The organism is Modestobacter roseus (genome assembly GCF_007994135.1).
Lineage (GTDB): Bacteria > Actinomycetota > Actinomycetes > Mycobacteriales > Geodermatophilaceae > Modestobacter > Modestobacter roseus.
On sequence record NZ_VLKF01000001.1, the window covers coordinates 4,438,043 to 4,461,091 of the forward strand.

20 protein-coding genes are annotated in these 23,049 nt (G+C 75.7%); 7 read left to right on the forward strand and 13 right to left on the reverse strand.

What is annotated here, in order from left to right:
• The first annotated feature begins 48 nt into the window (after nucleotides 1-48).
• Nucleotides 49-1,533 (forward strand): circularly permuted type 2 ATP-grasp protein, encoded by a 1,485-nt coding sequence (locus tag JD78_RS21215; RefSeq protein WP_153357988.1) that lies wholly within the window; start codon nucleotides 49-51, stop codon nucleotides 1,531-1,533.
• Nucleotides 1,534-1,562: 29 nt separating this feature from the next.
• On the opposite strand, the gene galE is transcribed toward JD78_RS21215, so the two are convergent.
• The 12 genes from galE to JD78_RS21275 form a co-directional block, all read right to left on the reverse strand.
• Nucleotides 1,563-2,534 (reverse strand): UDP-glucose 4-epimerase GalE, encoded by a 972-nt coding sequence (gene galE / locus JD78_RS21220; RefSeq protein ID WP_153357991.1) that lies wholly within the window; start codon nucleotides 2,532-2,534, stop codon nucleotides 1,563-1,565.
• Nucleotides 2,531-3,256, reverse strand: a complete 726-nt coding sequence (locus JD78_RS21225) for a PIG-L deacetylase family protein (protein ID WP_153358173.1) — start codon at nucleotides 3,254-3,256, stop codon at nucleotides 2,531-2,533. The genes galE and JD78_RS21225 overlap by 4 nt, the downstream gene beginning before the upstream one ends.
• Nucleotides 3,256-4,464, reverse strand: a complete 1,209-nt coding sequence (locus JD78_RS21230; RefSeq protein WP_153357993.1) for a glycosyltransferase family 4 protein — start codon at nucleotides 4,462-4,464, stop codon at nucleotides 3,256-3,258. The genes JD78_RS21225 and JD78_RS21230 overlap by 1 nt, the downstream gene beginning before the upstream one ends.
• Before the next feature lie 10 nt (nucleotides 4,465-4,474).
• Entirely contained in the window at nucleotides 4,475-5,305 is an 831-nt protein-coding gene (locus JD78_RS21235) for a sugar phosphate isomerase/epimerase family protein (RefSeq protein ID WP_153357996.1), read from the reverse strand.
• Nucleotides 5,302-6,750 (reverse strand): YcaO-like family protein, encoded by a 1,449-nt coding sequence (locus JD78_RS21240; protein WP_153357997.1) that lies wholly within the window; start codon nucleotides 6,748-6,750, stop codon nucleotides 5,302-5,304. The genes JD78_RS21235 and JD78_RS21240 overlap by 4 nt, the downstream gene beginning before the upstream one ends.
• On the reverse strand, nucleotides 6,747-7,631 hold the full coding sequence (locus JD78_RS21245) for an MBL fold metallo-hydrolase (protein ID WP_153357999.1): 885 nt from the start codon (nucleotides 7,629-7,631) through the stop codon (nucleotides 6,747-6,749). The genes JD78_RS21240 and JD78_RS21245 overlap by 4 nt, the downstream gene beginning before the upstream one ends.
• A complete protein-coding gene (locus tag JD78_RS21250; protein ID WP_153358001.1) occupies nucleotides 7,628-8,632 on the reverse strand; it encodes a Gfo/Idh/MocA family protein in 1,005 nt (334 codons plus the stop codon). The genes JD78_RS21245 and JD78_RS21250 overlap by 4 nt, the downstream gene beginning before the upstream one ends.
• A complete protein-coding gene (locus JD78_RS21255; protein WP_228394976.1) occupies nucleotides 8,629-9,687 on the reverse strand; it encodes a class I SAM-dependent methyltransferase in 1,059 nt (352 codons plus the stop codon). Before JD78_RS21255 ends, JD78_RS21250 begins: the two co-directional genes overlap by 4 nt.
• A complete protein-coding gene (locus JD78_RS21260) occupies nucleotides 9,684-10,592 on the reverse strand; it encodes an HD domain-containing protein (RefSeq protein ID WP_208104178.1) in 909 nt (302 codons plus the stop codon). Before JD78_RS21260 ends, JD78_RS21255 begins: the two co-directional genes overlap by 4 nt.
• On the reverse strand, nucleotides 10,589-11,839 hold the full coding sequence (locus tag JD78_RS21265; protein WP_153358003.1) for an inositol-3-phosphate synthase: 1,251 nt from the start codon (nucleotides 11,837-11,839) through the stop codon (nucleotides 10,589-10,591). Before JD78_RS21265 ends, JD78_RS21260 begins: the two co-directional genes overlap by 4 nt.
• A 187-nt stretch (nucleotides 11,840-12,026) precedes the next feature.
• Nucleotides 12,027-13,142, reverse strand: a complete 1,116-nt coding sequence (gene serC / locus JD78_RS21270) for a phosphoserine transaminase (RefSeq protein ID WP_153358005.1) — start codon at nucleotides 13,140-13,142, stop codon at nucleotides 12,027-12,029.
• A gap of 85 nt (nucleotides 13,143-13,227) precedes the next feature.
• Nucleotides 13,228-14,352: a citrate synthase 2 gene (locus JD78_RS21275; protein ID WP_153358007.1), complete on the reverse strand. Its 1,125-nt coding sequence runs from the start codon at nucleotides 14,350-14,352 to the stop codon at nucleotides 13,228-13,230.
• 140 nt (nucleotides 14,353-14,492) lie between these two features.
• Here JD78_RS21275 and pdxH point away from each other — a divergent pair, with 140 nt between their 5' ends.
• The 3 genes from pdxH to JD78_RS21290 all read left to right on the forward strand — a co-directional run bounded on the left by pdxH (nucleotide 14,493) and on the right by JD78_RS21290 (nucleotide 17,829).
• A complete protein-coding gene (gene pdxH / locus JD78_RS21280; protein ID WP_208104179.1) occupies nucleotides 14,493-15,140 on the forward strand; it encodes a pyridoxamine 5'-phosphate oxidase in 648 nt (215 codons plus the stop codon).
• A gap of 140 nt (nucleotides 15,141-15,280) precedes the next feature.
• Entirely contained in the window at nucleotides 15,281-16,618 is a 1,338-nt protein-coding gene (locus JD78_RS21285; protein ID WP_243731106.1) for an MFS transporter, read from the forward strand.
• Nucleotides 16,619-16,647: 29 nt separating this feature from the next.
• Nucleotides 16,648-17,829 (forward strand): glucose-1-phosphate adenylyltransferase family protein, encoded by a 1,182-nt coding sequence (locus tag JD78_RS21290; protein WP_153358009.1) that lies wholly within the window; start codon nucleotides 16,648-16,650, stop codon nucleotides 17,827-17,829.
• 83 nt (nucleotides 17,830-17,912) lie between these two features.
• On the opposite strand, the gene JD78_RS21295 is transcribed toward JD78_RS21290, so the two are convergent.
• Nucleotides 17,913-18,584, reverse strand: a complete 672-nt coding sequence (locus JD78_RS21295) for a UdgX family uracil-DNA binding protein (protein ID WP_153358011.1) — start codon at nucleotides 18,582-18,584, stop codon at nucleotides 17,913-17,915.
• Nucleotides 18,585-18,762: 178 nt separating this feature from the next.
• Between JD78_RS21295 and JD78_RS21300 the strand changes: the two genes are divergently transcribed.
• The 3 genes from JD78_RS21300 (at nucleotide 18,763) to JD78_RS21310 (ending at nucleotide 23,025) form a co-directional block, all read left to right on the forward strand.
• A complete protein-coding gene (locus JD78_RS21300; protein ID WP_208104181.1) occupies nucleotides 18,763-19,680 on the forward strand; it encodes an ABC transporter ATP-binding protein in 918 nt (305 codons plus the stop codon).
• Nucleotides 19,677-20,879, forward strand: a complete 1,203-nt coding sequence (locus tag JD78_RS21305) for an ABC transporter permease (protein WP_228394978.1) — start codon at nucleotides 19,677-19,679, stop codon at nucleotides 20,877-20,879. Before JD78_RS21300 ends, JD78_RS21305 begins: the two co-directional genes overlap by 4 nt.
• A gap of 388 nt (nucleotides 20,880-21,267) precedes the next feature.
• Complete coding sequence (locus tag JD78_RS21310; protein WP_166521391.1) at nucleotides 21,268-23,025, forward strand: fibronectin type III domain-containing protein; 1,758 nt, start codon at nucleotides 21,268-21,270, stop codon at nucleotides 23,023-23,025.
• Nucleotides 23,026-23,049: the final 24 nt, after the last annotated feature.

Sequence of the window (23,049 nt, forward strand, 5' to 3'; positions counted from 1 at the left end):
CTCCCCGCCGGTCAGCCCCCCGGCCGACCCCGCAGCAGACGACCGGCGATGAGCGAGACCGCGGGCGTCTTCGCGCGCTACCCGGGCTCCGCCACCGACGAGGCGGTCGACGCCGCCGGCCGCGTGCGCCCGGAGTGGTCCCCGGTGGCGCGCGTGCTCGACGAGCTCGGCGCCGGGGGGATCGCCGCCACCGCGGCCGCTACCGCCCAGGAGCGCGGGCTGCGCGGCGTCGTGCAGGGCAGCTGGCTGGACGGGCGGTTCACCGAGCGGCCGGTGCCGATGTGCCCGGTGCCGCGGCTGCTCCCGGCCGCCGACTGGGCGCACCTCGCGCGCGGGGTCGAGCAGCGCGCCCGCGCGCTGAACGCCTTCCTCGCCGACGTCTACCGCGCCGCCGGCCGACGGCGCAGCGACCCGGACGGCGGCCCGGAGGTGGTGCGCGCCGGCGTGGTGCCCGCCCGGCTGGTCACCGCCAGCCCCGGCCACCGCCCCGAGGCCGTGGCCCTGGGCACGCCGACCCGGGCCCGGGCCACCGTGCTGGCGTGCGACCTCGTCCAGGGCCCGGACGGCTGGGTGGTGCTCGCCGACGACGCGCGGATGCCGGTCGGCATCGGCTACGCGCTGGCCGACCGGGACAGCGGCCGGGCCGCGCTGCCGGACCTCTACGCCGACGCCGAGGCGCGCGGGCTGGCCGACCCGGCCGGGGCGGTCGCGCTGCTGCGGGCGGCCCTGGTCGAGGCGGCGCCCCCGGCGTGCAGCGGCGCTCCCGGGCTGGCGGTGCTCAGCGACGGGCCGGGCAGCACCAGCTGGTTCGAGCACCGGCTGCTCGCCGAGGCGCTGGGCGTGCCGCTGGCCACCCCGGACACCCTCTGGGCGACCCCGGCCGGCGGGGTCGCCGTCCAGGTGCGCGGGGAGCGGGTGCCGGTCGACGTGCTGTACCGGCGGGTGGACGAGAGCGAGCTGGCCGGCCACCTGACCGCCGGCGGCCCGCCGCTGGGCGTGCTGACCGGGCACGCGGTGCGGGCCGGCCGGCTCACCCTGGCCAACGTGCCGGGCAACGGCGTCGCGGACGACCCCGCACTGCACCGGTACGTGCCCGAGCTGATCCGCTTCTACCTGGCCGAGGAGCCGGTGCTGGCCGGCGTGCCCACCTGGTCACTGGCCGAGGACGCGCACCTGGCCCAGGTCCGCGACCGGCTGCACGAGCTGGTCGTGGTGCCGGTCGACGGCTACGGCGGGCAGGGCGTGGTGCACGGCCCGCGGTGCTCGGCGGCCGAGCTGGCCGAGTTGCACGCCGAGGTGGAGGCCGCACCCCACCGGTTCGTCGTCCGGGAGCCGGTCGAGCCCTCGACCGTGCCCACCGTCGTCGACGGGACCGTGCGGCCGCGGCGGGCGGGCCTTCGGGTGTTCGCCGTCGCCGGGGCGGGCAGCACCCGGGTGCTGCCCGCCCCGCTCAGCCGGGTCGCGGCCGACGTGGACGGCCTGCCGGCCGACGACGACGCGGCCAGCAAGGACACCTGGGTCCTGCCCGGCTGACGCGGACGCCGGCGGCCGCGGGCGCGCCGTCAGAGGGGCTGCAGCCGGCGCCAGGCGGTCCAGGCGCTGGCGATCATGTCGGGCAGGCCCCGCCGCGCGCGGAACCCCAGCTCGCGCTCGATCCGGCCGACCGCGGCGACGACGCTCGCCGCGTCCCCGGGACGGCGGCCGGCCACGACCGGGGTGGTGTCGGCGCCGGTGACCTCGGCGACGACGCGCAGCACGTCGCGCACGCTGCAGCCGGCGCCGGTGCCCACGTTGTACGTGCCGCCGGCCGACCCCGCGGTCAGCGCCCGGGCGGCGGCCAGGTGCGCGGTGGCGACGTCGGCGACGTGCACGTAGTCCCGGACCCCGGTGCCGTCGGGGGTGGCGTGGTCGTCGCCGAACACCACCGGCGGCGTGCCGGCGTCGAGGGCGGCGAAGACCATCGGCACCAGGTTGGCCGCACCGGTGTCGCCGAGCCGGGGTCGCGCGGCGCCGGCCACGTTGAAGTAGCGCAGCGAGGTGGCCGCCAGCCCGTAGGCGGTGGCGCAGTCGCGCAGCACCCACTCGCTGACCAGCTTGGTCTGCCCGTAGGGCGACAGCGGGCGGCACGGCGCGTCCTCGGTGACCGGGTCGGCGTCGGGTGCGCCGTAGACCGCGGCGCTGCTGGAGAAGACGAACCGGCCCACGCCCTTCGCCCGGCAGCTCTCCAGCAGCGCGACCAGCCCCTCGACGTTCTCCGCGAAGTACCGGAGGGGGTCGGCCACCGACTCCGCGACCGCCTTCTTGCCGGCCACGTGCACCACGCCCTGCACCGCGTGCTCGCGCAGCACCCGGCGCACCAGCCCGCGGTCCCGCACCGAGCCGACCACCAGGGGCACCCCGGGCAGCCCGTCGAGCCGGCCGGCGTCCCCGCTGGACAGGTCGTCGAGCACCACCACTGGTTCACCGGCGGCGGCCATCGCGTGCACCACGTGGGCGCCGATGTAGCCGGCGCCGCCGGTGACCAGCCAGGTCACGCCTGCACCGCCACCAGTTCCGGCGGCAGCGCCGCGAGCGCCGCCGGCCCGGCCAGCAGCACCTCCGGCAGGTCCGCGAGGGCGGTGCGCATGCCGGTCTCCCCGCCGAACTGGAAGCCCAGCTGGCTGCGGTAGCAGGCGCATGCCCCGGCCCGCCGCTCCGGCAGCTGCGGGAGCCGCACGGGCGACAGCCCGCCGGGCAGCGCCCCGCCGGGGACGGCGTCGGGCCGCCGCAGCACGTAGGGGCTGTCCCGCCACCACAGCGTCGGCCGGTCCAGCGCCGCCACCGCGCGCAGCACCTGCAGGTGGTCGACGTGGGCGCCCAGCCCCTGCGGCGCCAGCCACAGGTCGGCGTCCAAGCCGGCCAGCCGGTCGGCGACCTCGGTCCACACGTCGTCGCCGGGGTGCACGCCGGCGAACAGGTCCGGCGCGCTGGTGTAGCCGCGGTGCGGGGCCTCGGGCAGGTCCCAGTCGACCGCCGTCGCGCCGAGCACCGCCACCGCGGCGGCGTTCTCGATCCGGCGCAGCGCCAGGTAGTCGACGTCGGCCGGCAGCCCCTTGTCCAGCTGGCAGGCCAGCGCGAAGCCGGTCGGGTCGGGCACGCTGCGGGTGAAGCAGGTGACCACGGTGACCTCGTGCCCCGCGTCGGCCAGTGCGGCGAGGGTCGCCCCGGCGGAGAAGGCGGCGTCGTCGAGGTGCGGGCTGACCGCGAGCACGCGCATCAGAGCAGGTGCGCCGCGGACCGGAAGCGGCACGTCTCGTCCACCGTGGCGGGTGACGTCCAGTCCAGGTCCGGCGCGGTGCCGGCCAGCTCGGTGCAGACCTCGTCGATGCTGCGGGCGAGCACCGGCCAGGAGTACAGCCGGCGCACCTCCTCCAGCGCGGTGGTGGCCAGCCGGGTGCGCAGCGCGGCGTCGCCGAGCAGCCGGTCCAGCTCCTTGCGCAGGCCGGCGACGTCGCCCGGTTCGTGCAGCAGCCCGTTCTCCTCGTGCCGCAGGCAGTCGACGACGCCGACGCTGTCGGTGCTCACCGTGGGCAGCCCGCTGGCCATCGCCTCCAGCAGGGTGTTGCTGAACCCCTCGCTGTAGGTGGGGCTGACGAACACGTCCGCCGTGCGGTACACCGCGGGTGCCTCGTCCGGGGGCACGTAGCCGAGGAAGGTCGTGCGCCCGTCGGCGCGGGCCTTCGCCTCGTCCAGGTCCGGGCCGATGCCGGACACCACCAGCCGGACGCCGTCGGGCAGCGCCTCGAGCAGGTCGAGCACGCCCTTGCGCCGGTCGACCCGGCCGTGGAACAGCAGCACCGGCGGGTCGGCCAGGCTGCCCAGCGGCCGGTCGCCGGGGGTGAACCGGGTGGTGTCGGTCGCGCCCGGCACGATCGTGAACCGCGCCGGGTCGGTGCCCAGGTTGCCGACGACCTCGTCGCGGAAACTGGCGCTGCCGATCAGCACCGCTCCGGCGTGGTCGAGCACGGCGCGCATCGCGTCGGCGTGCGTGCTGCAGCAGGTGCCCACCCAGTGCCCGTCGCCGCCCTGGATGCTGACCAGGTTCGGCAGTCCGGTCCGCCGGGAGGCCTCCAGCACGGCCAGGCCGGGCGGGTAGCCGTACTGGGCGTGCAGCACGTCGAAGGGCCGCTGCTCGTGCAGCTCGACGACGGTGCGCACGATCTCGGCGATGTCGCCCTCCCAGTCGGCCGGGACGACGGTCTCGCCCCGGCTGGGCAGGGCGTGCACCTCGACGCCCGCGGGCACCCGGTCGGCCGGCGGCACGCCGCCGCCGTAGACCCGGGTGCCCGCCTCGTCGTCCCGGTACTGGCTGACCAGGGTGACCTCGTGGCCCAGCGCGACGAGCTCGCGGAGCAGGTTCTCCGCGTAGACGCTCATCCCGCTCACCGCGGGCCAGTAGCGGCGGCTGACGAAGCAGATCCTCATGACTCGTCCCTCATGACTCGGCCTTCCGCAACAGCTCGATGGAGCGGGGCACCAGCTGGTGCGCCCGGTGGCCGTCCCGCGAGAGCTCGAGGGTGACCAGCCGCTGGTAGTCGGCCGCCTGCAGCGCGGCCAGCACCGCGGGCAGGTCTACGTCGCCCTCGTCGAGCGGCAGGTGGTCGTGCACGCCGCGGCGCATCCCCTCGACCGCGACCGTGCCCAGGCGGTCGGCGAAGGTCGCCACCGCCTGCTCGGGGGCGTACCGGCCGCTGACGACGCAGTGCCCGGTGTCCAGCGCCAGGGTCAGCCCCGGGACCTCGGCGGCCAGCCGCGCCCAGTCGTCGGCGTCCTCGACGAGCATCCCCGGCTCCGGCTCGACGGCCAGGTCGTAGGCGCGCCCACCGTGGCTGTCGACCAGGGCCCGGACGCCGTCGGCCAGCCAGCGCCACGCGTCGTCCCGGTCGACCCCCGGCTGCGGCACGCCGGCCCAGAAGCTCACCGCCTCGGCCCGCAGCACCTCGGCGAGGTCGCAGGCCAGCCGCAGGTAGGCCAGCCGGCGGTGGCGGCCCTCGGCGCCGGGGTTGACCAGCGTGGGCTCGTGCTTGACCCGCGGGTCGAGCAGGAACCGGGCACCGGTCTCCACGACCACGTCCAGACCCAGGGCGTCGCAGCGCGCCCGCACCCGCTCGGCCTGGGCGAACGCGTCGTCGGCGAACGGGTCCAGGTGCACCACGTCGAGGGTGAGCGCCACCCCGGCGTAGCCGCAGTCGGCCAGGAAGGCCAGCGCGTCGTCCAGCCGGTGGGAGGTCAGCCCGTTGGTGTTGTAGGCGTACCGCAGGCTCATGACACGGCCCCGGCCGCCGTCGCCGCGACGTGCCGGCCCGGCTCCCGGTACAGCGCGTACAGCTCGCCCACCGCGCGGTCCGCGCCGGCCCGGTCGAACCAGGCCGGCCCGCCGAGGCGCTCTTCGGCCTCGGCGGTCAGGTGCACCCTCGCCCAGCCGCCCGGGTCGACGCCGACGGCGGCGAGCCCGGCACCGGGGCCGTCGCGCTCCAGCAGCCGTTGCACGCCGCGCTCGCCGATCCGGCCGTAGGACATCGTCTCGGCCTCCAGCCCCGGCACCAGCACCTTCGCTCCGACCGCCTCGCCCTGCGAGGGCTGCAGGTCGACCAGCACGTCGAACCCGGCCGCGGTCAGCGTCCCGACGGGGTCGCCGCTGCCGGTGGGCAGGTCGGTCAGCGCCACGGTGCTGCGCTGGGCGAGCACCGAACCCCGCAGCAGGTCGACCAGCCGGTCGGTGCCCAGCCGGGTCCACGCCAGCATCGCCCGCAGCGCCCGGTCCTCCTCGACCATCCGCTCCGGCGGGTGCCCGCGCAGCCACTGGTCCAGGTAGCCCGGCGGGGTCGCGGCCGCGACGGCGTCCAGCGGGCCGTGCATGAACGCCTTCCGGCTGCGGGCGGCGGCGAACTCGAACAGCGCCTTGCGCACCGCGGCGTCCCGGTCGGCCGACGCCGCCTCGCCGCAGGCGGTGACCATCATCGGCGCCGGCTCCGAGCCGTCCCGCGAGCAGCCGACGGCGTAGACCGAGACGACGCCGTGCCCGGTGCTCGCCAGCTTGACCAGGACGTCGATGCCCGCGGCGTCCAGCCGGTCCAGCAGGGCGAGGGCGTCCGGGTCGCGCAGCCCGGCCAGGTCGAGCACCACGCCCTGGTCCAGCGCCCGGAAGGTGGTGACGTTGCCGTCGCGCTGCAGCAGCTCCAGCACCGCGTGGCCGACCGCCCGCTCGGCGTCGAACCCGGCGCCCTGCCCGTTGCTGATCACGGTGGTCAGCCAGCCGCCGGGCGGCGGGTCGCCGGGCAGCTCCTCCGGGGCGGAGACCACCAGCTCGGCGGGGACGAGCACCTGCTCGCCGTCCCGGGTGCGGCTCATCGGCAGCCACTGCAGCGGCCGGTCGTCGACGTAGTCGCTGCCGGCCTCGAGGCACAGCGTGCGCGGGTCGGCGACCCGGTCCCGGCCCTCGGTGCGGGCCAGCTCGCGGTAGGAGCCGTGCACCCGGTCGAGCCCGGCGTGCGCGCGGACGGACAGCGCCATCTCCGCCATCTCTCCCAGCGCCCCGGTGCGCGCCTCCTCCCGGGTGGCGCCGTAGCCCAGCCCGCTGCCGCCGGGGTGGTCCGGCGTCGAGGACAGGAACGCGCTGTGCAGCGGCACGTCGAGGACGTCCAGCCCCTCGATCGGGAACTCCTCGACGCCGGGCGGGAACGAGGCGAGGTACCGCTGGGCGGTGCTCACAGCTCGGCCAGCGGGATCGGGGCGGCGTCCGGCCGGCGGGACAGCAGCCGCTGCACCAGGTGCACGACGTGGTCGGTGGTCACGCCCGGCACCAGCTCGAACGGGGTGGCGACGGCGCCGAAGTCCAGTTCGGCGACCACCGCCAGGTACTCCCGCAGCTCCCCGTGCGACAAGGGGATCTGCGCGTGGAACGCCTTGTGGGCGCTCAGGCCCACCGGTGCGCCGTCGCCGTCCAGGTCGACCTTCAGCGAGTCGCCGCAGAAGAGCACCCCGCGCCGGCTGTCGTGCAGCACCGAGTGGCCGGGGAAGTGCCCGCCGGTGCGGTGCAGGGTGAGGTCCGGCGCCAGCTCCAGCACGTCGTCGGCGGGCCAGGTGACCCGGAAGGCCTTGGTCCACTCCAGGTCGCGCACCCCGACGCAGACGGTGCCCGGTTCCAGCTCCAGCTGCAGCTGCCACAGCGCGCCGTAGCCGTGCACGTGGCTGGCGGCCAGCACGTCGAACCCGCCCTTCTCGGCGGCCATCCGGCGCAGCTCGGCCAGCATCTCGGGCGTGTACCAGGGGGCGCACTCGAAGCCGACCAGCCCGGCGTCGGTCTCGATCACCCAGCCGCGGCTGTCCAGCCCGAACCGCGGCTCGGTGCCGAACTCGGTGACGCCGGCGACCGCGGTGGGCCGCCAGAACCCGGTGACCAGCTCGTCGGCCTGCTTGGGCGTCACGAACTCGAAGCCGTGCTCGGGCAGCGCGTTGCGCACGTCGGCGCAGACCGGGCACACCTGCGGGCCGGGCGCCGGCCAGCGCTGCCAGTGCCCGCAGTTGGTGCAGGCGAAGGCGGGCAGGTCGGGCAGCAGGCCGCGGTAGGGGTTGGTGTCGGGTGACGTCACAGAGCAGCTCCGGTGCGGTCGGTGGCGGTGTCGAGGGCCTGCACGAGCAGGCGGTGCAGGGCGAGGTCGCGTGCGGCCGGGTACGGCCAGGGCGCCGTGCCGGCGACGGCGGCGCCGAACGCGGCGAACTGGGCGGTGAAGGGGCCGGTGCCGGCGAACGGGACGTCGACCGGCTCGGGGCGGAACAGGGTGAGCGAGCCACCGGCGGTCTGGCCCATCGTGTCCACGGCGACCGCGGTGCCCCGGGTGCCGACCACCTCCAGCCGGCGGCGGGGGAGGGCGTCGGGGCAGTTGTAGGCCACGTGCAGGTCGACCAGCACGCCGCCGGAGGTGCGGCCGATGAGCAGCGCGCCGTCGTCGACCGGGTAGGTCTGCACCCGGCGCTGCAGCAGTGCGGTGAGCTCGGCGACGTCCTCGCCGACCAGCACCCCGGCCAGGTCCAGCCCGTGCGGGGCCAGGTCGATCGCGGCGCCGCCACCGGCCCGGGCCGGGTCGACGCGCCAGTTGTCGTGCGGCCTGCCGTCGGGCGACCAGTCGGCCGGCAGCCAGCAGCAGTAGACGACCCGGACGGCGGTGACCGTGCCGAGCTCGGGCACCAGCTCGCGCAGCCGCACGTGGGCCGGGTGCCAGCGCTGGTCGTAGGCGGTGCCGAGCAGCACGCCGGCCCGGTCGGCCGCGGCGACGACCGCTTCGGCGTCGGCGACGTCGGCGGCCAGCGGCTTCTCGCACAGCACCGCCACACCCGCGCCGGCCGCGGCCTCGACGACCTGTCGGTGCGCGGAGTTGGGCACCGCCACGTAGACCGCGTCGAGCCCGGGCGTGGCGAGGAAGGCGGCCAGGTCGGTCGTCGCCCGGGGGCCGACGGGCATCCGGGACAGCGCCCCCGGGTCGCGGTCGTGCAGGGCGACCAGGCAGGCGCCGGGAACCTGGCGCAGGGCCGGGACGGCGTGGTCGCGGGCGACCCAGCCGCAGCCGGCCACCCCCCAGCCGACGCGGCTCACCACTGCTCCGGCAGGTCGACCAGCAGCCGCCGGCGGGCGGCGTCGGCGGGCAGCGGCTCGGGCCAGCGTTCCGGCAGGTGGCCCGACCGGGGGCCGTACTCGGCTTCGTACCGATCGCTGGGCCAGCGCAGCTCGCCGTCGACGTAGAGCGGGTTGGGGCGCAGCGGCCCGAGCGGCTCGCCGAGGTCGGCCGGCGCCGGGCCGCGCAGGTCACCGGCGACCAGGCCGATCGCCTCGCTGCCGGTCAGGTCCCCGGCCGCCGCCGGCCGGGGCTCGCGGCCCTCGAGCAGTGACCGGGTCAGCTCGGCGTCGTCGTAGAGCACCGTGGCGCCGAGCAGCCGGGCGTACTCCTGCGGGTCGAGCGGCTCACCGGCGGAGACGGTGTCGGCGACGTGCGCGTGCCCCACGACGACGGTGCCGCCCGGCCCGGCGAGCGCGCGCATCGCGGCCGCGGCGGCGGGCTTGTCGCGCAGGAAGTAGAACGCGTCGTGGCAGGTGACGTACGCCGGCCGGGCCACCTGCAGGTCCGGTGCGGCGGTCAGGTCGGCGCACACGTACCGGGCCTCGGGGCAGATGAACCGCTGGGCGAGCCACAGCTTGGCCCAGACGACGTCCAGGCCGAGCAGGTCGCGCACCCCGCGGCGGGACAGCTCGCGCAGCTGGGTGCCGATGCCGCAGGCGACGTCGACGACCGGTCGGTCGCCGGGCCAGTGCTGCCCGAGCAGGGCGAGCACGGCCAGGTGCGTGGGGTCGGACCAGCGGTGGGCGAAGTAGTCGCCCACCCGGCCCATGCCGAGCAGCGCCATCGCCTCCCGCAGCGTGGGTGCCGCCGGCACCCGGGCCAGCTGCTCGTCCGGCGGGGGCGGCTCGGGCCACCAGTCGTCGGCGTCGGCGAGCAGCGCCACCCGGGCCCGGTCGACGTCGCCGTCGGCGACCAGCCCGGCCACCCGGGCCTGCAGCTCCTCGCGCCCCGCGCGGGCGAACGGGATGCCGTCCACGACCGGGATGCCGGTCGCGGTGAGGCCCGTCGCCGCGTCCAGGCCGGCCGTGCTCACAGCCCGGCCGCGGCGAGCACGTCGAGGTGGAAGGCCTGCACCGGCCCGGCGTGCACCAGCTCCAGGTCGTCCAGCGCCTGGCCGGCGGTGAACGCGGCGGCCCGCGCGTGGTGGTGCACCTGCAGCACCCGGTCGAGCACGTCGGCGGCGTGGAAGGCCTGCGACGCCGGCGCCACGGCGTCGCCCCGCAGCAGCAGCACCTCCCGCAGCCGGGCGGCCAGCGGTGCGGGCAGAGCGGTCAGCTCGCGCTCTTCCAGCGTGCCGATCACCCGGTCCAGCTGGTCGCCGAGCAGCACCTCGCCGGCGAACCCGGCGTCGGGCAGCACCACGTTGTGCAGGTGGTGGGCCAGCCCGACCAGGAAGGGGACGACCGGGTCCGCACCCATCAGCGGCGCCAGCAAGGCGGCGTAGACGGCGACGGTGAAGCAGTGGTCGCCGTGGCTCTCCGGCGGTTCCACGACCACCCGCGGCTTCCCGGGCGCGGTGGCGCCGGCCCGCGGCTGGGCGTTGAGCGCCACCGCGAGGGGCGGGGGCGCGCCGGCTCCCCGCAGCCCCGGCAGCGCGGCCCGCAGCCGGCCGGCCAGCCCGCCGTCCAGCGCGCCGGCCACCTCGTCGAAGGCGCGCCGCAGCACCGCCTGCGCCTCGTCGGCGGAGAGCCCGGCCGCGGCCAGCACCGCGGCGTCGACGCCGGCCAGCCGGGCCCGGGCGACGGCGGCGGCGGTCTCCGACAGCGCCACCGTCCCGGCGTCCTCACCCGCGAGGAGCCGGGCCCAGGACCGGGCGAACGCCTGCTCGGCGAGCGACCCGGGTGCGCCCGCGGTTCGCACCCGCTTGGCGTCGCCGATCTCGGCCAGCAGCGGACGCAGCCCGCCGAGGGGTGCCGGCCCGGACGTCGTCGCCGTCACCGGGAGGCCGGGTCGGCGTCGCTCCCCGTCCGGTCGGCCCCGCTGGTCAACCAGTCCATCAACACGGACTCCTGCCGGTGCAGCGCGTGCTCGGGGGTGCTGCCGTCGGCGGTGATGGGGGCCTTGAAGAACCAGCCCAGGTGCCGCTGCACGCCGCCCTCGCCGCGCTGCTGGGCCAGGTCGACCAGCCGGACGATCTCCACGGCCAGCGGCGCGGCCAGGATCGAGTCCCGGCACTGGAAGTCGACCTTGATCTGCATCCGCTGGCCGAGGAAGCCGATCAGGTCGATCGCGTCCCAGGCCTCCTTCTGGTCACCGCGCGGCCGGTAGTAGTCGATCCGGACGACGTGGTCCTCGACCGGGTAGCCGAGGATCGAGTCCAGCACCTTCCCCTTGGTCTGCAGCTTGCTCTCCAGCGACGCCGGGTCGTCGAGGGCCAAGCCGTCGCGGTTGCCCAGGATGTTGGCGGAGTACCAGCCCTCGACGGTCAGCGCGCGGCTGCGGAAGGCCGGGGCCAGCACCGTCTTCATCATGGTCTGGCCGGTCTTGCCGTCCTTGCCCGCGATCGGGACCGCGTGCCGCTCGGCCAGCTGGACCAGGGCCGGCACGTCGGCGGACAGGGACGGGGTGAAGTTCGCGTAGCCGACGCCTTCGACGATGGCCGCGTAGGCGTAGACCATCGACGGCGTGATGGCCCGGTCGTCGGCGTCCAGCCCGGCCTCGAAGGCCTCCGGCGTCTGCAGGCAGGCCGCCGCGGGGTCGGGCCAGCGCTCGGTGGAGGCGAGGTTGAGCAGCACCAGCCCGTCGAGCTGCTGCTCCTCGCGGAACCGGCGGAGGTCGGCGCGGACGGCGTCCACCTGGGCCCGCCGGCCCTCGGCCAGCACGACGTTGCCGCCGGTGACGTTGCGGCAGAAGTCGGCGTCGCCAGCGGCCGGCCACGGCGTGATGCCCGACAGCAGCGGCTCGGCCTGCTGCAGCTGGCGGGCGTCGAGCACGCCGTGCTGCTCGGCGGCCTTGTAGAGGTCGGAGGCGTCGAGGTCCCAGCCGCCGACGACCAGGTCGTCGTAGCCGGCGAGGCCGGTGGCCTCCTCCAGGGACCGGCCACCGACGGTCACCCCGGCGAGCGGGAGACCGTCGGCGCCCACGGCGCCGAGCCGGAGCAGCTCCAGCCCGGCCACCGCGGTGGTCGCGACGGCACCCCCGAGTCCGACGATGGCGGTTCCGACGCGGCGTGCGGGCTGCGGCACGGGGTGCTCCTCGAGCTCAGTGCCCGGGTGGACTCCCCAGGCCTGAGACGACCCTCACGCGACCCCACAAGATGCGCGACCAGAAGATGGCACACGATCTGGTTGCTGCGCCGACACGCCGTAGAGCGCCCGGGACACGCCGTCGCCGTTCACCTGGACGTCTCCGGCCGCGGCGGGCGCCGCGGGGTCAGAGGCGGCCGACGACGTGGTCGATGCAGGCGGTCAGCGCGCTGACGTCGTCCGGGTCGACCGCAGGGAACATGCCCACCCGCAGCTGGTTGCGGCCCAGCTTCCGGTACGGCTCGACGTCGACGACGCCATTGGCCCGCAGCGTCTTCGCGACCGCGGCGGCGTCGACCGACGCGTCGAAGTCGACGGTGCCGACCACCAGGGAGCGGTGTGCCGGGTCGGCGACGAACGGCGTCGTGTACGCCGTCTGCTCCGCCCACCCGTACAGCCGGCTCGAGGACTCCTGGCTGCGCGCCACCGCCCCGGACAGGCCGCCGAGGCCGAGCATCCACTCGATCTGGTCGGCCAGCAGGAACAGCGTGGCGACCGCCGGGGTGTTGTAGGTCTGGTCCTTGCCCGAGTTGTCCACCGCGATCGACAGGTCCAGGAAGCCGGGGATCCAGCGGCCCGAGGCCTTGATCTCGGCGACCCGGGCCAGCGCCGCCGGCGACATCAGCGCGATCCACAGCCCGCCGTCGCTGGCGAAGGACTTCTGCGGGGCGAAGTAGTAGACGTCGGCCTCCTGGACGTCGACCGGCAGCCCGCCGGCGCCGGAGGTCGCGTCGACCACCACCAGGGCGTCGTCGTCGGCGCCGGCCGGGCGGACCACCGGCGCCATGACCCCGGTGGAGGTCTCGTTGTGCGCCCAGGCGTAGACGTCGACGCCGGCCTCCGCGGTCGGCAGCGCCAGCGAGCCCGGGTCGGCCTTCGCGATCGTGGGGGCGTCGAGGAACGGGGCCTCGGCGATCGCGGAGGCGAACTTCGCGGAGAACTCGCCGTAGCTGCCGTGCGCGCTCTTGCGGCGCACCAGCCCGATGGTCGCGGCGTCCCAGAACGCCGTCGACCCGCCGTTGCCGAGCACCACCTGGTAGCCCTCGGGCAGGTCGAACAGCTGGGTGAGGCCCTCCCGCACCCGCTTGACCAGGCCCTTGACCGGGGCCTGCCGGTGCGAGGTGCCCATCAGGCCGGCGCCGACGGTGGCCAGCGCCTGCAGCGCCTCGGGCCTGACCTTGGAGGGGCCGCAGCCGAAGCGGCCGTCCTTCGGGAGCAGGTCGGTCGGGATGGTGATCGTCATGGTGTCGTCCTCACGTGGTGCCGACGGCCCCGGTGCAGGGACCCGCCGCGAGCGTGCGAGTGGTGGGGGGCAGCGGGGTCCTTCATCAGGCGGGGGCGGTGAGGGTCGTCGTCCGGATGGTGTCCCAGCCCTCGACGTCCTGCGGCTTGCGCGGGTCCGGGCCGACGTAGCGGGCCGAGGGGCGCACCAGCCGGCCGGTGTTCTTCTGCTCCAGGACGTGCGCGCACCACCCCGCGGTCCGGGCGCAGGTGAACATCGAGGTGAACATGTGCGGCGGCACCTCGGCGAAGTCGAGGACGATCGCCGCCCAGAACTCGACGTTGGTCTCGATCGGCCGGTCCGGACGCCGCTCGCGCAGCTCCTTCAGCGCGGCCTGCTCCAGGGCGAGGGCCGCCTCGAAGCGCGGGGCGCCGAGCTCCTCGGCGGTGCGGCGCAGCACCCGGGCCCGCGGGTCCTCGGCCCGGTAGACCCGGTGGCCGAAGCCCATCAGCCGTTCCTTGCGGTCGAGCAGGTCCTTGACGTAGGCCTCCGCGTTCCCGGACTGCTCCACGCCGTCGAGCATGTGCAGCACCCGCGAGGGGGCGCCGCCGTGCAGCGGGCCGGACATCGCGCCGATCGCGCCGGAGAGTGCGGCGGCGACGTCGGCACCGGTGGAGGCGATCACCCGGGCGGTGAAGGTGGAGGCGTTCATGCCGTGCTCGGCCGCCGACGTCCAGTAGGCGTCGACCGCGGCCACGTGGCGCGGGTCGGGCTCGCCGCGCCAGCGCACCATGAACCGCTCGACGATCGTCGAGGCCTCGTCGACCCGCTTCTGCGGGACGGCGGGGACGCCGATGCCGCGCGCGGACTGGGCGACGTAGGACAGCGCCATCACCGCGGCGCGGGCGAGCTCGTCGCGGGCCTCCTCGGCGGAGATGTCCAGCAGCGGGCGGTAGCCCCAGATCGGGGTGAGCATCGCCAGCGCGGCCTGCACGTCGACCCGGACGTCGCCGGTGTGCACCGGGATCGGGAACGGCTCGGCCGGCGGCAGACCCGGCCCGAACTGGCCGTCGACCAGCAGCGCCCACACGTGGCCGAAGGTGACCTGACCGACCAGGTCCTCGATGTCCACGCCGCGGTAGCGCAGTGCCCCGCCGTCCTTGTCCGGCTCGGCGATCGTGGTCTCGAAGGCGGTGACGCCTTCCAGGCCGGGGACGAAGTCGTCAGCCATCTCGCATGCTCCCTCGCGCGCGGGTGGGGGTGGACGCCGGTGCTGGTCGGTCCACAACCTAGGCGGTACCGGGCGGCAGCGGTGCAGCCGGGCACCCGGTCGCCGGGCGGTGCGCGCTGCAACGGTGACAGCATGGAGGCGTGCCCGACCTGACCAGCATGCGCAGGGACTACGACGCCCAGGGGCTCTCCGAGGAGACCGTGGCCCCCACCTGGGTCGAGCAGTTCGACCGGTGGTTCGCCGACGCGGTGGCCGCCGAGCTGCCCGAACCCAACGCCATGGTGGTCGCCACCGCCGACGCCGACGGCGTGCCCGACGCCCGGATCGTGCTGATGAAGGGCTACGACGCCGGCGGCTTCGTGTTCGGCACCAACTACGCCTCGGCCAAGGGCGCGCAGCTGGCGGTGAACCCGCGCGCCGCCGTCGTCTTCCCGTGGCACGTCCAGCAGCGGCAGGTGCGGGTCACCGGCACCGTCGAGCGGATCGGCGAGACCGCCTCCGACGCGCTCTGGGACCCCCGCCCGCGCGGGGCGCAGCTGGCCGCCGTCGCCTCGGTGCAGTCGACCGTCGTCGACGACCGAGAGGAGCTGGTCGAGCGGATGCGGCTGCTGGACGCCGAGACCGGGCCGGGGCCGGTGCCGCGGCCGCCGAGCTGGGGCGGCTACCGGGTGGCGCCCACGCGCGTGGAGTTCTGGCAGGGTGGCCACGACCGGCTGCACGACCGGCTGGTCTTCGTGCGGGATGACGAGGAAGGCGGCGGCTGGGTCCTGCAGCGCCTCGCCCCATGAAGGGTGAAGGACCCCACCGCCCCCCACACCTCGCACGCTCGGCGCGGGACCCTGCGCCGGGGCCTGGCCCCCGCACCTCGCAGGCTCGGCGCGGGCCCCTGCAGCGGGGCCGTTCCAGCACCTCACCTCCGGTCGACCCGGTGGAGGGCGGGCTGGGCGTCGAGCAGCCGACGCCGCCGGTGCCGCGGCGCCGCGGGTGGGCGATCGACACCACGCCGCTGCGCAACCGCGCCTACCGCCGGGTCTTCGGCGGGGTCGCGGTCACCATGCTCGGTCAGCAGATGACGCTGGTCGCCGTCCCGTACCAGGTCTACCGCCTCACCGGCTCGTCGCTGATGGTCGGGCTGACCTCGGTGGTCGCGCTGGTGCCGTTGGTGGTCTTCGGCCTGCTCGGCGGGGCGATCGCCGATGCGATGGACCGCCGCCGGCTGATGGTGATCAGCTCGGTCGGGGCCGCCGTCACCAGCGCGCTGCTGGCCGTCCAGGCGCTGCTCCCCGGTCCCGGGCAGCTGTGGGTGCTGTGGGTGCTGGCCGCCGCCGTGTCGGCGTTCGCCGCGGTCAACCAGCCCGCCCGCAGCGCCGTCATCCCGGCCCTGGTCGGGGCCGAGGGCGTCGCCGCGGCCAACGCGCTGGCGATGACCGTGCGGCAGGCCGGGGTGATCGTCGGCCCGCTGCTGGCCGGGCTGCTGATCGGCCTGGGCGACCTGTCGATCCTCTACACCGTCGACGCGATCGGCTTCGTCCTCGCCGTGCTGCTGCTGCGCGGGCTGCCGGCCCTGCCCCCGGAGGGGGTGTCCGGCCCGCTGCGACTGGGGGCCGCGGTGCGCGGCGTGGGGGAGGGCTTCGGGTTCCTGCGCACCCAGCCGGTGCTGCTGATGACCTTCGTCGTCGACGTGATCGCGATGCTGTTCGCCTGGCCGCAGGCGGTGTTCCCCGAGCTGTCCGAGACCACCTACGCCGGTGACGCGAACAGCTTGGGCTGGCTGTTCGCCGGGGTGTCCATCGGCTCGCTGCTGATGGGGCTGACGTCGGGCTGGGTGAGCCGGGTCGACCGGCAGGGCGCCGTGGTGCTCGCCGCGATCGCGGTCTGGGGCGTGGCCATCATCGGGTTCGGGGTGTCGGCCTCGCTCTGGCTGGCGGTGCTCTGCCTGGCGGTCGCGGGCGCGGCGGACATGGTCAGCGCCGTCCTGCGCTCCGCGATGCTGCAGACGGCGGCGCCGGACGAGATGCGCGGGCGCATGCAGGGCGTGTTCGTCGTCGTGGTCGCCGGCGGCCCGCGGCTGGGCGACCTGCGCGCCGGCGTCATGGCCAGCAGCCTCGGGGTCACCGCGGCGATGGTCTCCGGCGGCGTCGTGATCATCGTGGCGATGGCCGTGGTCGCCGTCGCCGTCCCGTCGTTCTGGTTCTTCCGCGCCTCGCGCGCCGACGAGGTCGCGGCGCAGGCCCGGGCCCGGATGGCGGAACGCGCGAACGACTGACCGCTGTCACACGGGGTAGCTGCGCCTCCATGGCCCTGCCGAAGATCCTCGTCCTCGTCCTCGCCGGTGGTCAGGGGGGCCGGCTGGAGCTGCTCACCGAGACCCGCGCCAAGCCCGCCGTCCCGTTCGCCGGCGTCTACCGGCTGATCGACTTCCCGCTGTCCAACTGCGAGCACTCGCAGATCCCCGACGTGTGGGTGTCGGTGCAGTACCAGCCGATGTCGCTGTCGCAGCACCTGGCCAACGGCCGCCCCTGGGACCTGGACCGCACGACCGGCGGACTGATGGTGCTGCCCCCGTTCCAGGCGCCCAGCGAGCGGGCCGGGTTCACCGCGGGCACCGCCGACGGGCTCTGGCGGCAGGCCCAGCTGATCCGCGACTTCGCCCCGGATGCGCTCGTCGTCGTCAGCTCCGACGCCGTCTACAAGCTCGACTACCGCGCCGTCGTCGACGAGCACCTGGGGTCCGGCGCCGAGGTGACCATGGTGACGACCGACGTCGCGGCCGACGACGCGTCCCGGTACGGGATCGTGCAGACCGACGGCGACCGGGTCACCGACTACGCCTACAAGCCCGACGAGCCGGCCACCACGACCGCCACCAACGAGGTCTTCGTCTTCAGCCCGACGCCGACGCTGGACCGGCTCGAGGCGCTGGACGACGAGGTCGGCGAGGAGGGCCTGGAGGACCTGGGCACCCACCTGCTGCCCGCGCAGACCCGGGACGGCGTGGCCCGTGCGCACCGGCTGAACAGCTACTGGCGCGACGTCGGGACGGTCGAGGCCTACTGGCAGGCGCACCAGGACTTCCTCTCCCCGGAGCCGCCCATCGACCTGGACGAGCCGGCCTGGCCGGTGCACACGCGCGGCGGCCGGCGCAGCGCCGCACGGGTGCTGCACGGCGCGGTGGTCGAGGGCAGCCTGATCTCCGGCGGCACCCGGGTGGCCGGGCGGGTGAGCGGCTCGGTGCTCTCGCCCGGGGTGGTCGTGGAGGAGGGCGCCACCGTCGTCGACTCGGTGCTGCTGCCCGGCGCCCGGGTGCGCGCGGGCGCGACCGTGACCCGGACGGTGCTGGACGACGACGTCGTGGTCGGCCGGAGCGCCACCGTCGGCGGGGACGGGGACATCACCCTGGTGGGCCGCCGGGCCCAGGTCGAGGACGGCGCCGAGCTGGCCGCCGGCGCCCGGCTCCCCGAGCCCGAGCGCAGCTGACCCCCACCGGCTCTCGGCGCTCCCACTCCGGCTTTCGGCGCCGAAACCCGGCCGGGTTCGGCGCCGAAACCTGATCGGTGGGGTCAGGCGAGGGTCGTGGCGACCACCCGGAGGTCGGTGACCAGCGCGTCGTAGGCGGCCTGGCGGCCCTCGTCCGGGGTGCGCAGCACCGCCGAGGGGTGCGTCGTCGCGATGACCCAGGTCTGGTGCGGGGCGTCCTCGTCCTGGTCGGCCTCGGGGACGGGTTCGGTGCCCGGCAGCGTCCACGGCATCAGCTGCCCGTGGTCGCGGGTGATCCGGAACGACGGCGAGATCAGCGCCTTCGCCGCGACCGCGCCCAGGCACACGACGACCTCGGGCTGCAGCACGGCGAACTCCGCCTCCAGCCACGGCCGGCAGGCGGCGAGGTGCTCGGCTCCCGGTGACTGGTGGATCCGCCGCTTCGGGGTCGGCCGGAACCGGAAGTGCTTCACCGAGTTGGTGACGTAGGCGTCGCGGCGGTCGATGCCGGCCTCGACCAGGGCCTCGTCCAGCAGGCGCCCGGCCGGGCCGACGAACGGCTCGCCCGTCCGGTCCTCGGAGTCGCCGGGTTGCTCACCGACGAAGACGACGCGGGCGGTCTCCGGCCCCTCGCCGAACACGGTCTGGGTGGCCGGTTCCCACAGCTCGCAGGCCCGGCAGCCCGCGGCGGCCTCGCGGAGCCCGGCCAGGCCGACGCCGCTGGGCGGCTGCGCGGGGTGGTTCTCGCTGCTCATGGACCGATGACACCGGAAACGGTGCTGTCCCGCAGCGTGGGACGTCGCTACGGTCGCGGCGGTTGGGCGACACACCCAGCCGTTCACTTGACGGGACGGAAAGTGATCCGCCAGTCTTTCCGCGATGGAAAGTCAGCCCGGGCGGACGTGCCGGGATGCGACGACGACCGGAGGAGCAGTGCTCGAGATCGACGGCCTGGTCAAGGCCTACGGCGAGAACCAGGTGCTCAAGGGGGTGAGCTTCACCGTCGCACCCGGCCAGATGTTCGGCTTCTGCGGGTCCAACGGTGCCGGCAAGACCACCACGATGCGCATCGCCATGGGTCTGGCCCGCGCCGACGCCGGCGAGGTGCGCTGGAACGGCGCCCCGGTCGACGAGGCGGTGCGCCGCCGGATCGGCTACATGCCGGAGGAGCGCGGCCTCTACCCGAAGATGAAGGTGCGCGAGCAGCTGGCCTACTTCGCCCGGCTGCACGGCATGGACGCCGGCAGCGCCGGTCGCGCGGCCGGCGAGTGGGGCGAGCGGCTCGGCCTGGGGGAGCGGCTGGGCGACCCGGTGGAGAAGCTGTCGCTGGGCAACCAGCAGCGCGTGCAGCTGGCCGCCGCGCTCGTCAGCGAACCGGACGTGCTGATCCTCGACGAGCCGTTCTCCGGCCTGGACCCGGTCGGCGTCGACTCCCTCGCGGAGGCGCTGCTGGACCAGTGCCGGCGCGGCGTGCCGGTCGTCTTCTCCAGCCACCAGCTGGACCTGGTCGAGCGGCTCTGTGACGCCGTCGGCATCCTGGCCCGCGGTTCGATGGTCGCCACCGGCACCGTCGCCGAGCTGCGCGCCTCGGCCCACGGCCGGCAGCTGCGCGTCGTCGCCCCCGACGCCGCGGCCGGCTGGGCCGCCGGCCTGCCCGGTGTCCGGGTGGTCTCGGAGAGCCGCGGCGACACGGTGCTCGAGCTGCAGCACGGCGCCGACGACCAGCAGGTGCTGCACGCCGCGGTCGCCACCGGGCGGGTGACCCACTTCGCCTGGCGTGAGCCCACGCTGGTCGAGCTGTTCCGCGACGCGGTCAGCGCCCCGGCGACCCCCGTGGCGGTGGCGGCGTGAGCGCCCCGGTGCGGCACCAGACGCGTCCGCAGAGCCCGGCGGCGCTGGTCCGCCTGGTCGCCGCCCGCGAGGTCACGACCCGGATCCGCGACAAGAACTTCCTGATCGGCTCCGCCGTCCTGATCCTGCTCATCGTCGGCATGCTGGTCTTCCAGGTGATCATCAACAGCGGCACCGACGAGACCCGCATCGGCGTCGTCGGCGGGGACGCCGCCGTGGAGCAGGCGCTGACGGCCCAGGGTGACGCGCTGGGCACCGACGTCACGGTCGTCGAGTACGACGACGAGGCGGCGGCCCGGACGGCGGTGGAGGACGAGGACGTCGACGGCGCGCTGCTCAGCCCGTCGGGTGCGCAGCCCGAGCTGCTGGTCGACAGCGGCGGCGAGAGCACCCGGACCCTGGTCCAGGGCGCGCTGACCAACCTGGCCATGGCCGCCCAGCTCGACCAGGCCGGGGTGCAGCTGCAGCCCGGGCCGGAGGTGGAGCTGGTCTCGCTGGACGCCGACGCCGACGACCGGTTCACCTCGACCATCGTCGCGCTGGTCGGGGTGGTCGTGCTGTACAGCCTGATCATCCTGTTCGGCCAGTTCGTCGCCCAGGGCGTGGTCGAGGAGAAGTCCAGCCGGGTGGTCGAGCTGCTGCTGGCCACCATGCGCCCCTGGCAGCTGCTCGCCGGCAAGGTCATCGGGCTGGGGCTGCTCGGCCTGGCCCAGATCCTGCTGGTCGCGGTCATCGGCGTGGCCGGGGCGCTGGCCTTCGACGTCGTCGAGCTGCCCGGCGACGTCATCGGCCCGGTGGTCACCGTGATCGCGTGGTTCGTGCTCGGCTACGCGTTCTACGCCTCGGTGTTCGCCGCGGCCGCCTCGCTGGTCAGCCGGCAGGAGGACCTCGGCACGGTCATCACCCCGACCACGATCCTGCTGGTGGCCGGGTTCGTGATCGCCATCCAGGCCGCGCAGGACCCGGCCAGCACGCTGGCCACGGTCACCTCGTTCATCCCGGGGCTCTCACCGATGGTGATGCCGGTGCGCATGGCCGCCGGGGAGGCCGCTGTCTGGGAGGTCGCCGTCGCGGTCGTGCTGATGCTGCTGGCGATCGCCGCGGTGGTGCGGATCGGGGGCCGGATCTACTCCGGCGCCCTGCTGCGCACCAGCGGCAAGGTCAGCATGCGCGAGGCCCTCAAGACCGAGCGCGCCTGAGGCCTGAGCTCCAGGGCGGGGCGGGCGCTCGACCCGGCCGCCTGGGGCGGGTGGGGTGGGTGGGGCGGTGAAGTCGTGCATTCGACCAATTTCGAGATCCGAACTGGCTCGACTCGTCCCACCACGCGCCGGTCCCGTTCGCCCGGTGCGCCCGAGACTCTGCCCGACCGGGGCGCCTGCCCCGAGGCGGGCGGAGCGAGGAGTGGGTTCGGTGGGGACTGTCCAGAGGGTGGGGCGACGTCCGGGCAGGCGGGCACTCGCGTGCGCGCTCGGCGTCACGGCAACGCTGGGCGGGCTCCTCGCAGCTCCGGCCGCGCAGGCCGCCAGCTTCGACGTCGAGTGGCAGGACACGGAAGGCAGCCCCGTCACCTGGTCGGTCCCGGCGGGCGTGTGCGAGCTGTCCTGGACGGTGGAGGGCGGCGCCGGCGGGCCGGGTGACGACGGTGACGGTGGCGACGTGCCCGGTGGCGCCGGTGGCTGGGTCATCGGTCGGATGGCGGTGATCCCGGGGCAGCAGTTCGTCGTCCAGGTCGGCGCCCGTGGCAGCTCCGCCGGTGCCGGCGGTGCCGGCGGTATGTCCGGCGGCGAGCCCTCGGGTGGGTCCACCGCCGGGTCCGACGGCGGTGGTGGTGGCGGAGGTGCCTCCATCGTGTGGTCCGGCGCCTCGCGCACCGGGACGCCGCTCATCGTCGCCGGCGGCGGTGGCGGTGGGGGCGCCAGCTGGACCGCCGCCGGTGGGGACGCCGGGCCGACAGGGGGCGACGGCGCAGCGGACAGCGGCAACAGCGTGGGCTACTCGATCCCCGGTGGTGGTGGAGGCAGCAACGCCACCGCGGGCGCCGGTGCGGTCGCACCCGACGGCGGCCCCATCGACGGCGGAGGTCACTACGCCTGGGGGGAGAACGGGACGAGCGGGTCGACGCTTCTCGGCGGTGCCGGCGCCCGAGCGGCCGGCGGTGGCGGCGGTGGCTGGCAGGGCGGCGGCGGCGGCGCGTCCAACCGCTACAACAGCAACTCCACGCAGTCCGGATCGGGCGGCGGCGCGGGTGCCAACGGCGTGGGCGCCGGGCTGCAGGACGTGCTGAGCGGCCGCGGACCCACCTCCCGCGGCGGCCGGATCGGGGCCGACTTCAGTGCCTGTGTGACGCCCCCGGTGCCGGTCCTCGACTCGGCCGCCCCGGCCGGGGGAGGGAAGGTGCGGCTGGCGTTCCGCCCGGGGCCGGCCAACGGCGTCACCACCCAGGGGTACGAGTACACCATCGACGGCGGAGCGAGCTGGACGACCTTGGCCACGGCACCCGGCGCCGCCGGTGCGCTGACCGCTGAGGTCGGTGGGCTCACCGACGGCAACAGCTACACCTTCGCGGTCCGGGCGACGGCGGTGGCCGAGCGGAGCGCCGCGAGCAACAGCCGCTCGGTGACCTTGGTGAGCGCGCCCGGCGCGGTCCGGGACCTGACGGCCAAGGCCGAGCGCGCCTCGGTGCTCGTCTCCTGGCAGCCGCCGACCAGCGGTGGGGCGGTCGACCACTACGAGGTGACCCTGCTGCCGAGCGGTCAGGCGATCTCGACCACGCAGCTCTCCGCCCGCTTCGGCGCGGTGGCCGGGCAGTCCTACACGGCGACCGTCGTCGCCGTCTCGGCGGCGAGGACCGCCGGGCCGGCCGGCTCCGCCACCACCCAGGCCGAGGCCGCGTCCCCGGTGGTCCCGGCGACGGTGCCCGAGGCTCCGCTGACCCTGACCACGGACAAGGGGCAGATCAGCTCGACCACCCCGGGGGCGAAGCTGACGGTGATCGGCACCGGTTTCCTGCCGTTCTCGACCGCGACGATCGTCATCTACTCCGAGCCGCAGGTGCTGGGCACGGTGACCACCGACGCCGACGGCAACTTCAGCAGGGAGGTGGAGGTGCCGGCGACGCTGGCGGCCGGGCAGCACTCGCTGGTGGCCTCGGGTACCGCGCCGGATGGCACGGAGCGGTTCATGCGGATGGACGTCACCGTCGCCGCGGGTGCCGCTGGTACCCCGGCCGGGGGTGGGCTGGCCTACACCGGTGCCTCGGTCGCTGCCCCGCTGGGCCTGGGCCTGGTCACGCTGGTCGGTGGGGGTGTGCTGCTGCTGGTCTCCCGGCGGCGTCGCACCGCCTGATCGACCCGCTCCGCCAGCGACCCC

Bases quoted from the DNA above. Each gene is read 5' to 3' on its own strand.
- JD78_RS21215 (WP_153357988.1), top strand. From the start codon at position 49: ATGAGCGAGACCGCGGGCGTCTTCGCGCGCTACCCGGGCTCCGCCACC.
- JD78_RS21225 (WP_153358173.1), bottom strand. From the start codon at position 3,256: ATGCGCGTGCTCGCGGTCAGCCCGCACCTCGACGACGCCGCCTTCTCC.
- JD78_RS21230 (WP_153357993.1), bottom strand. From the start codon at position 4,464: ATGAGGATCTGCTTCGTCAGCCGCCGCTACTGGCCCGCGGTGAGCGGG.
- JD78_RS21235 (WP_153357996.1), bottom strand. From the start codon at position 5,305: ATGAGCCTGCGGTACGCCTACAACACCAACGGGCTGACCTCCCACCGG.
- serC (WP_153358005.1), bottom strand. From the start codon at position 13,142: ATGACGATCACCATCCCGACCGACCTGCTCCCGAAGGACGGCCGCTTC.
- JD78_RS21275 (WP_153358007.1), bottom strand. From the start codon at position 14,352: ATGGCTGACGACTTCGTCCCCGGCCTGGAAGGCGTCACCGCCTTCGAG.
- JD78_RS21290 (WP_153358009.1), top strand. From the start codon at position 16,648: ATGGCCCTGCCGAAGATCCTCGTCCTCGTCCTCGCCGGTGGTCAGGGG.
- JD78_RS21295 (WP_153358011.1), bottom strand. From the start codon at position 18,584: ATGAGCAGCGAGAACCACCCCGCGCAGCCGCCCAGCGGCGTCGGCCTG.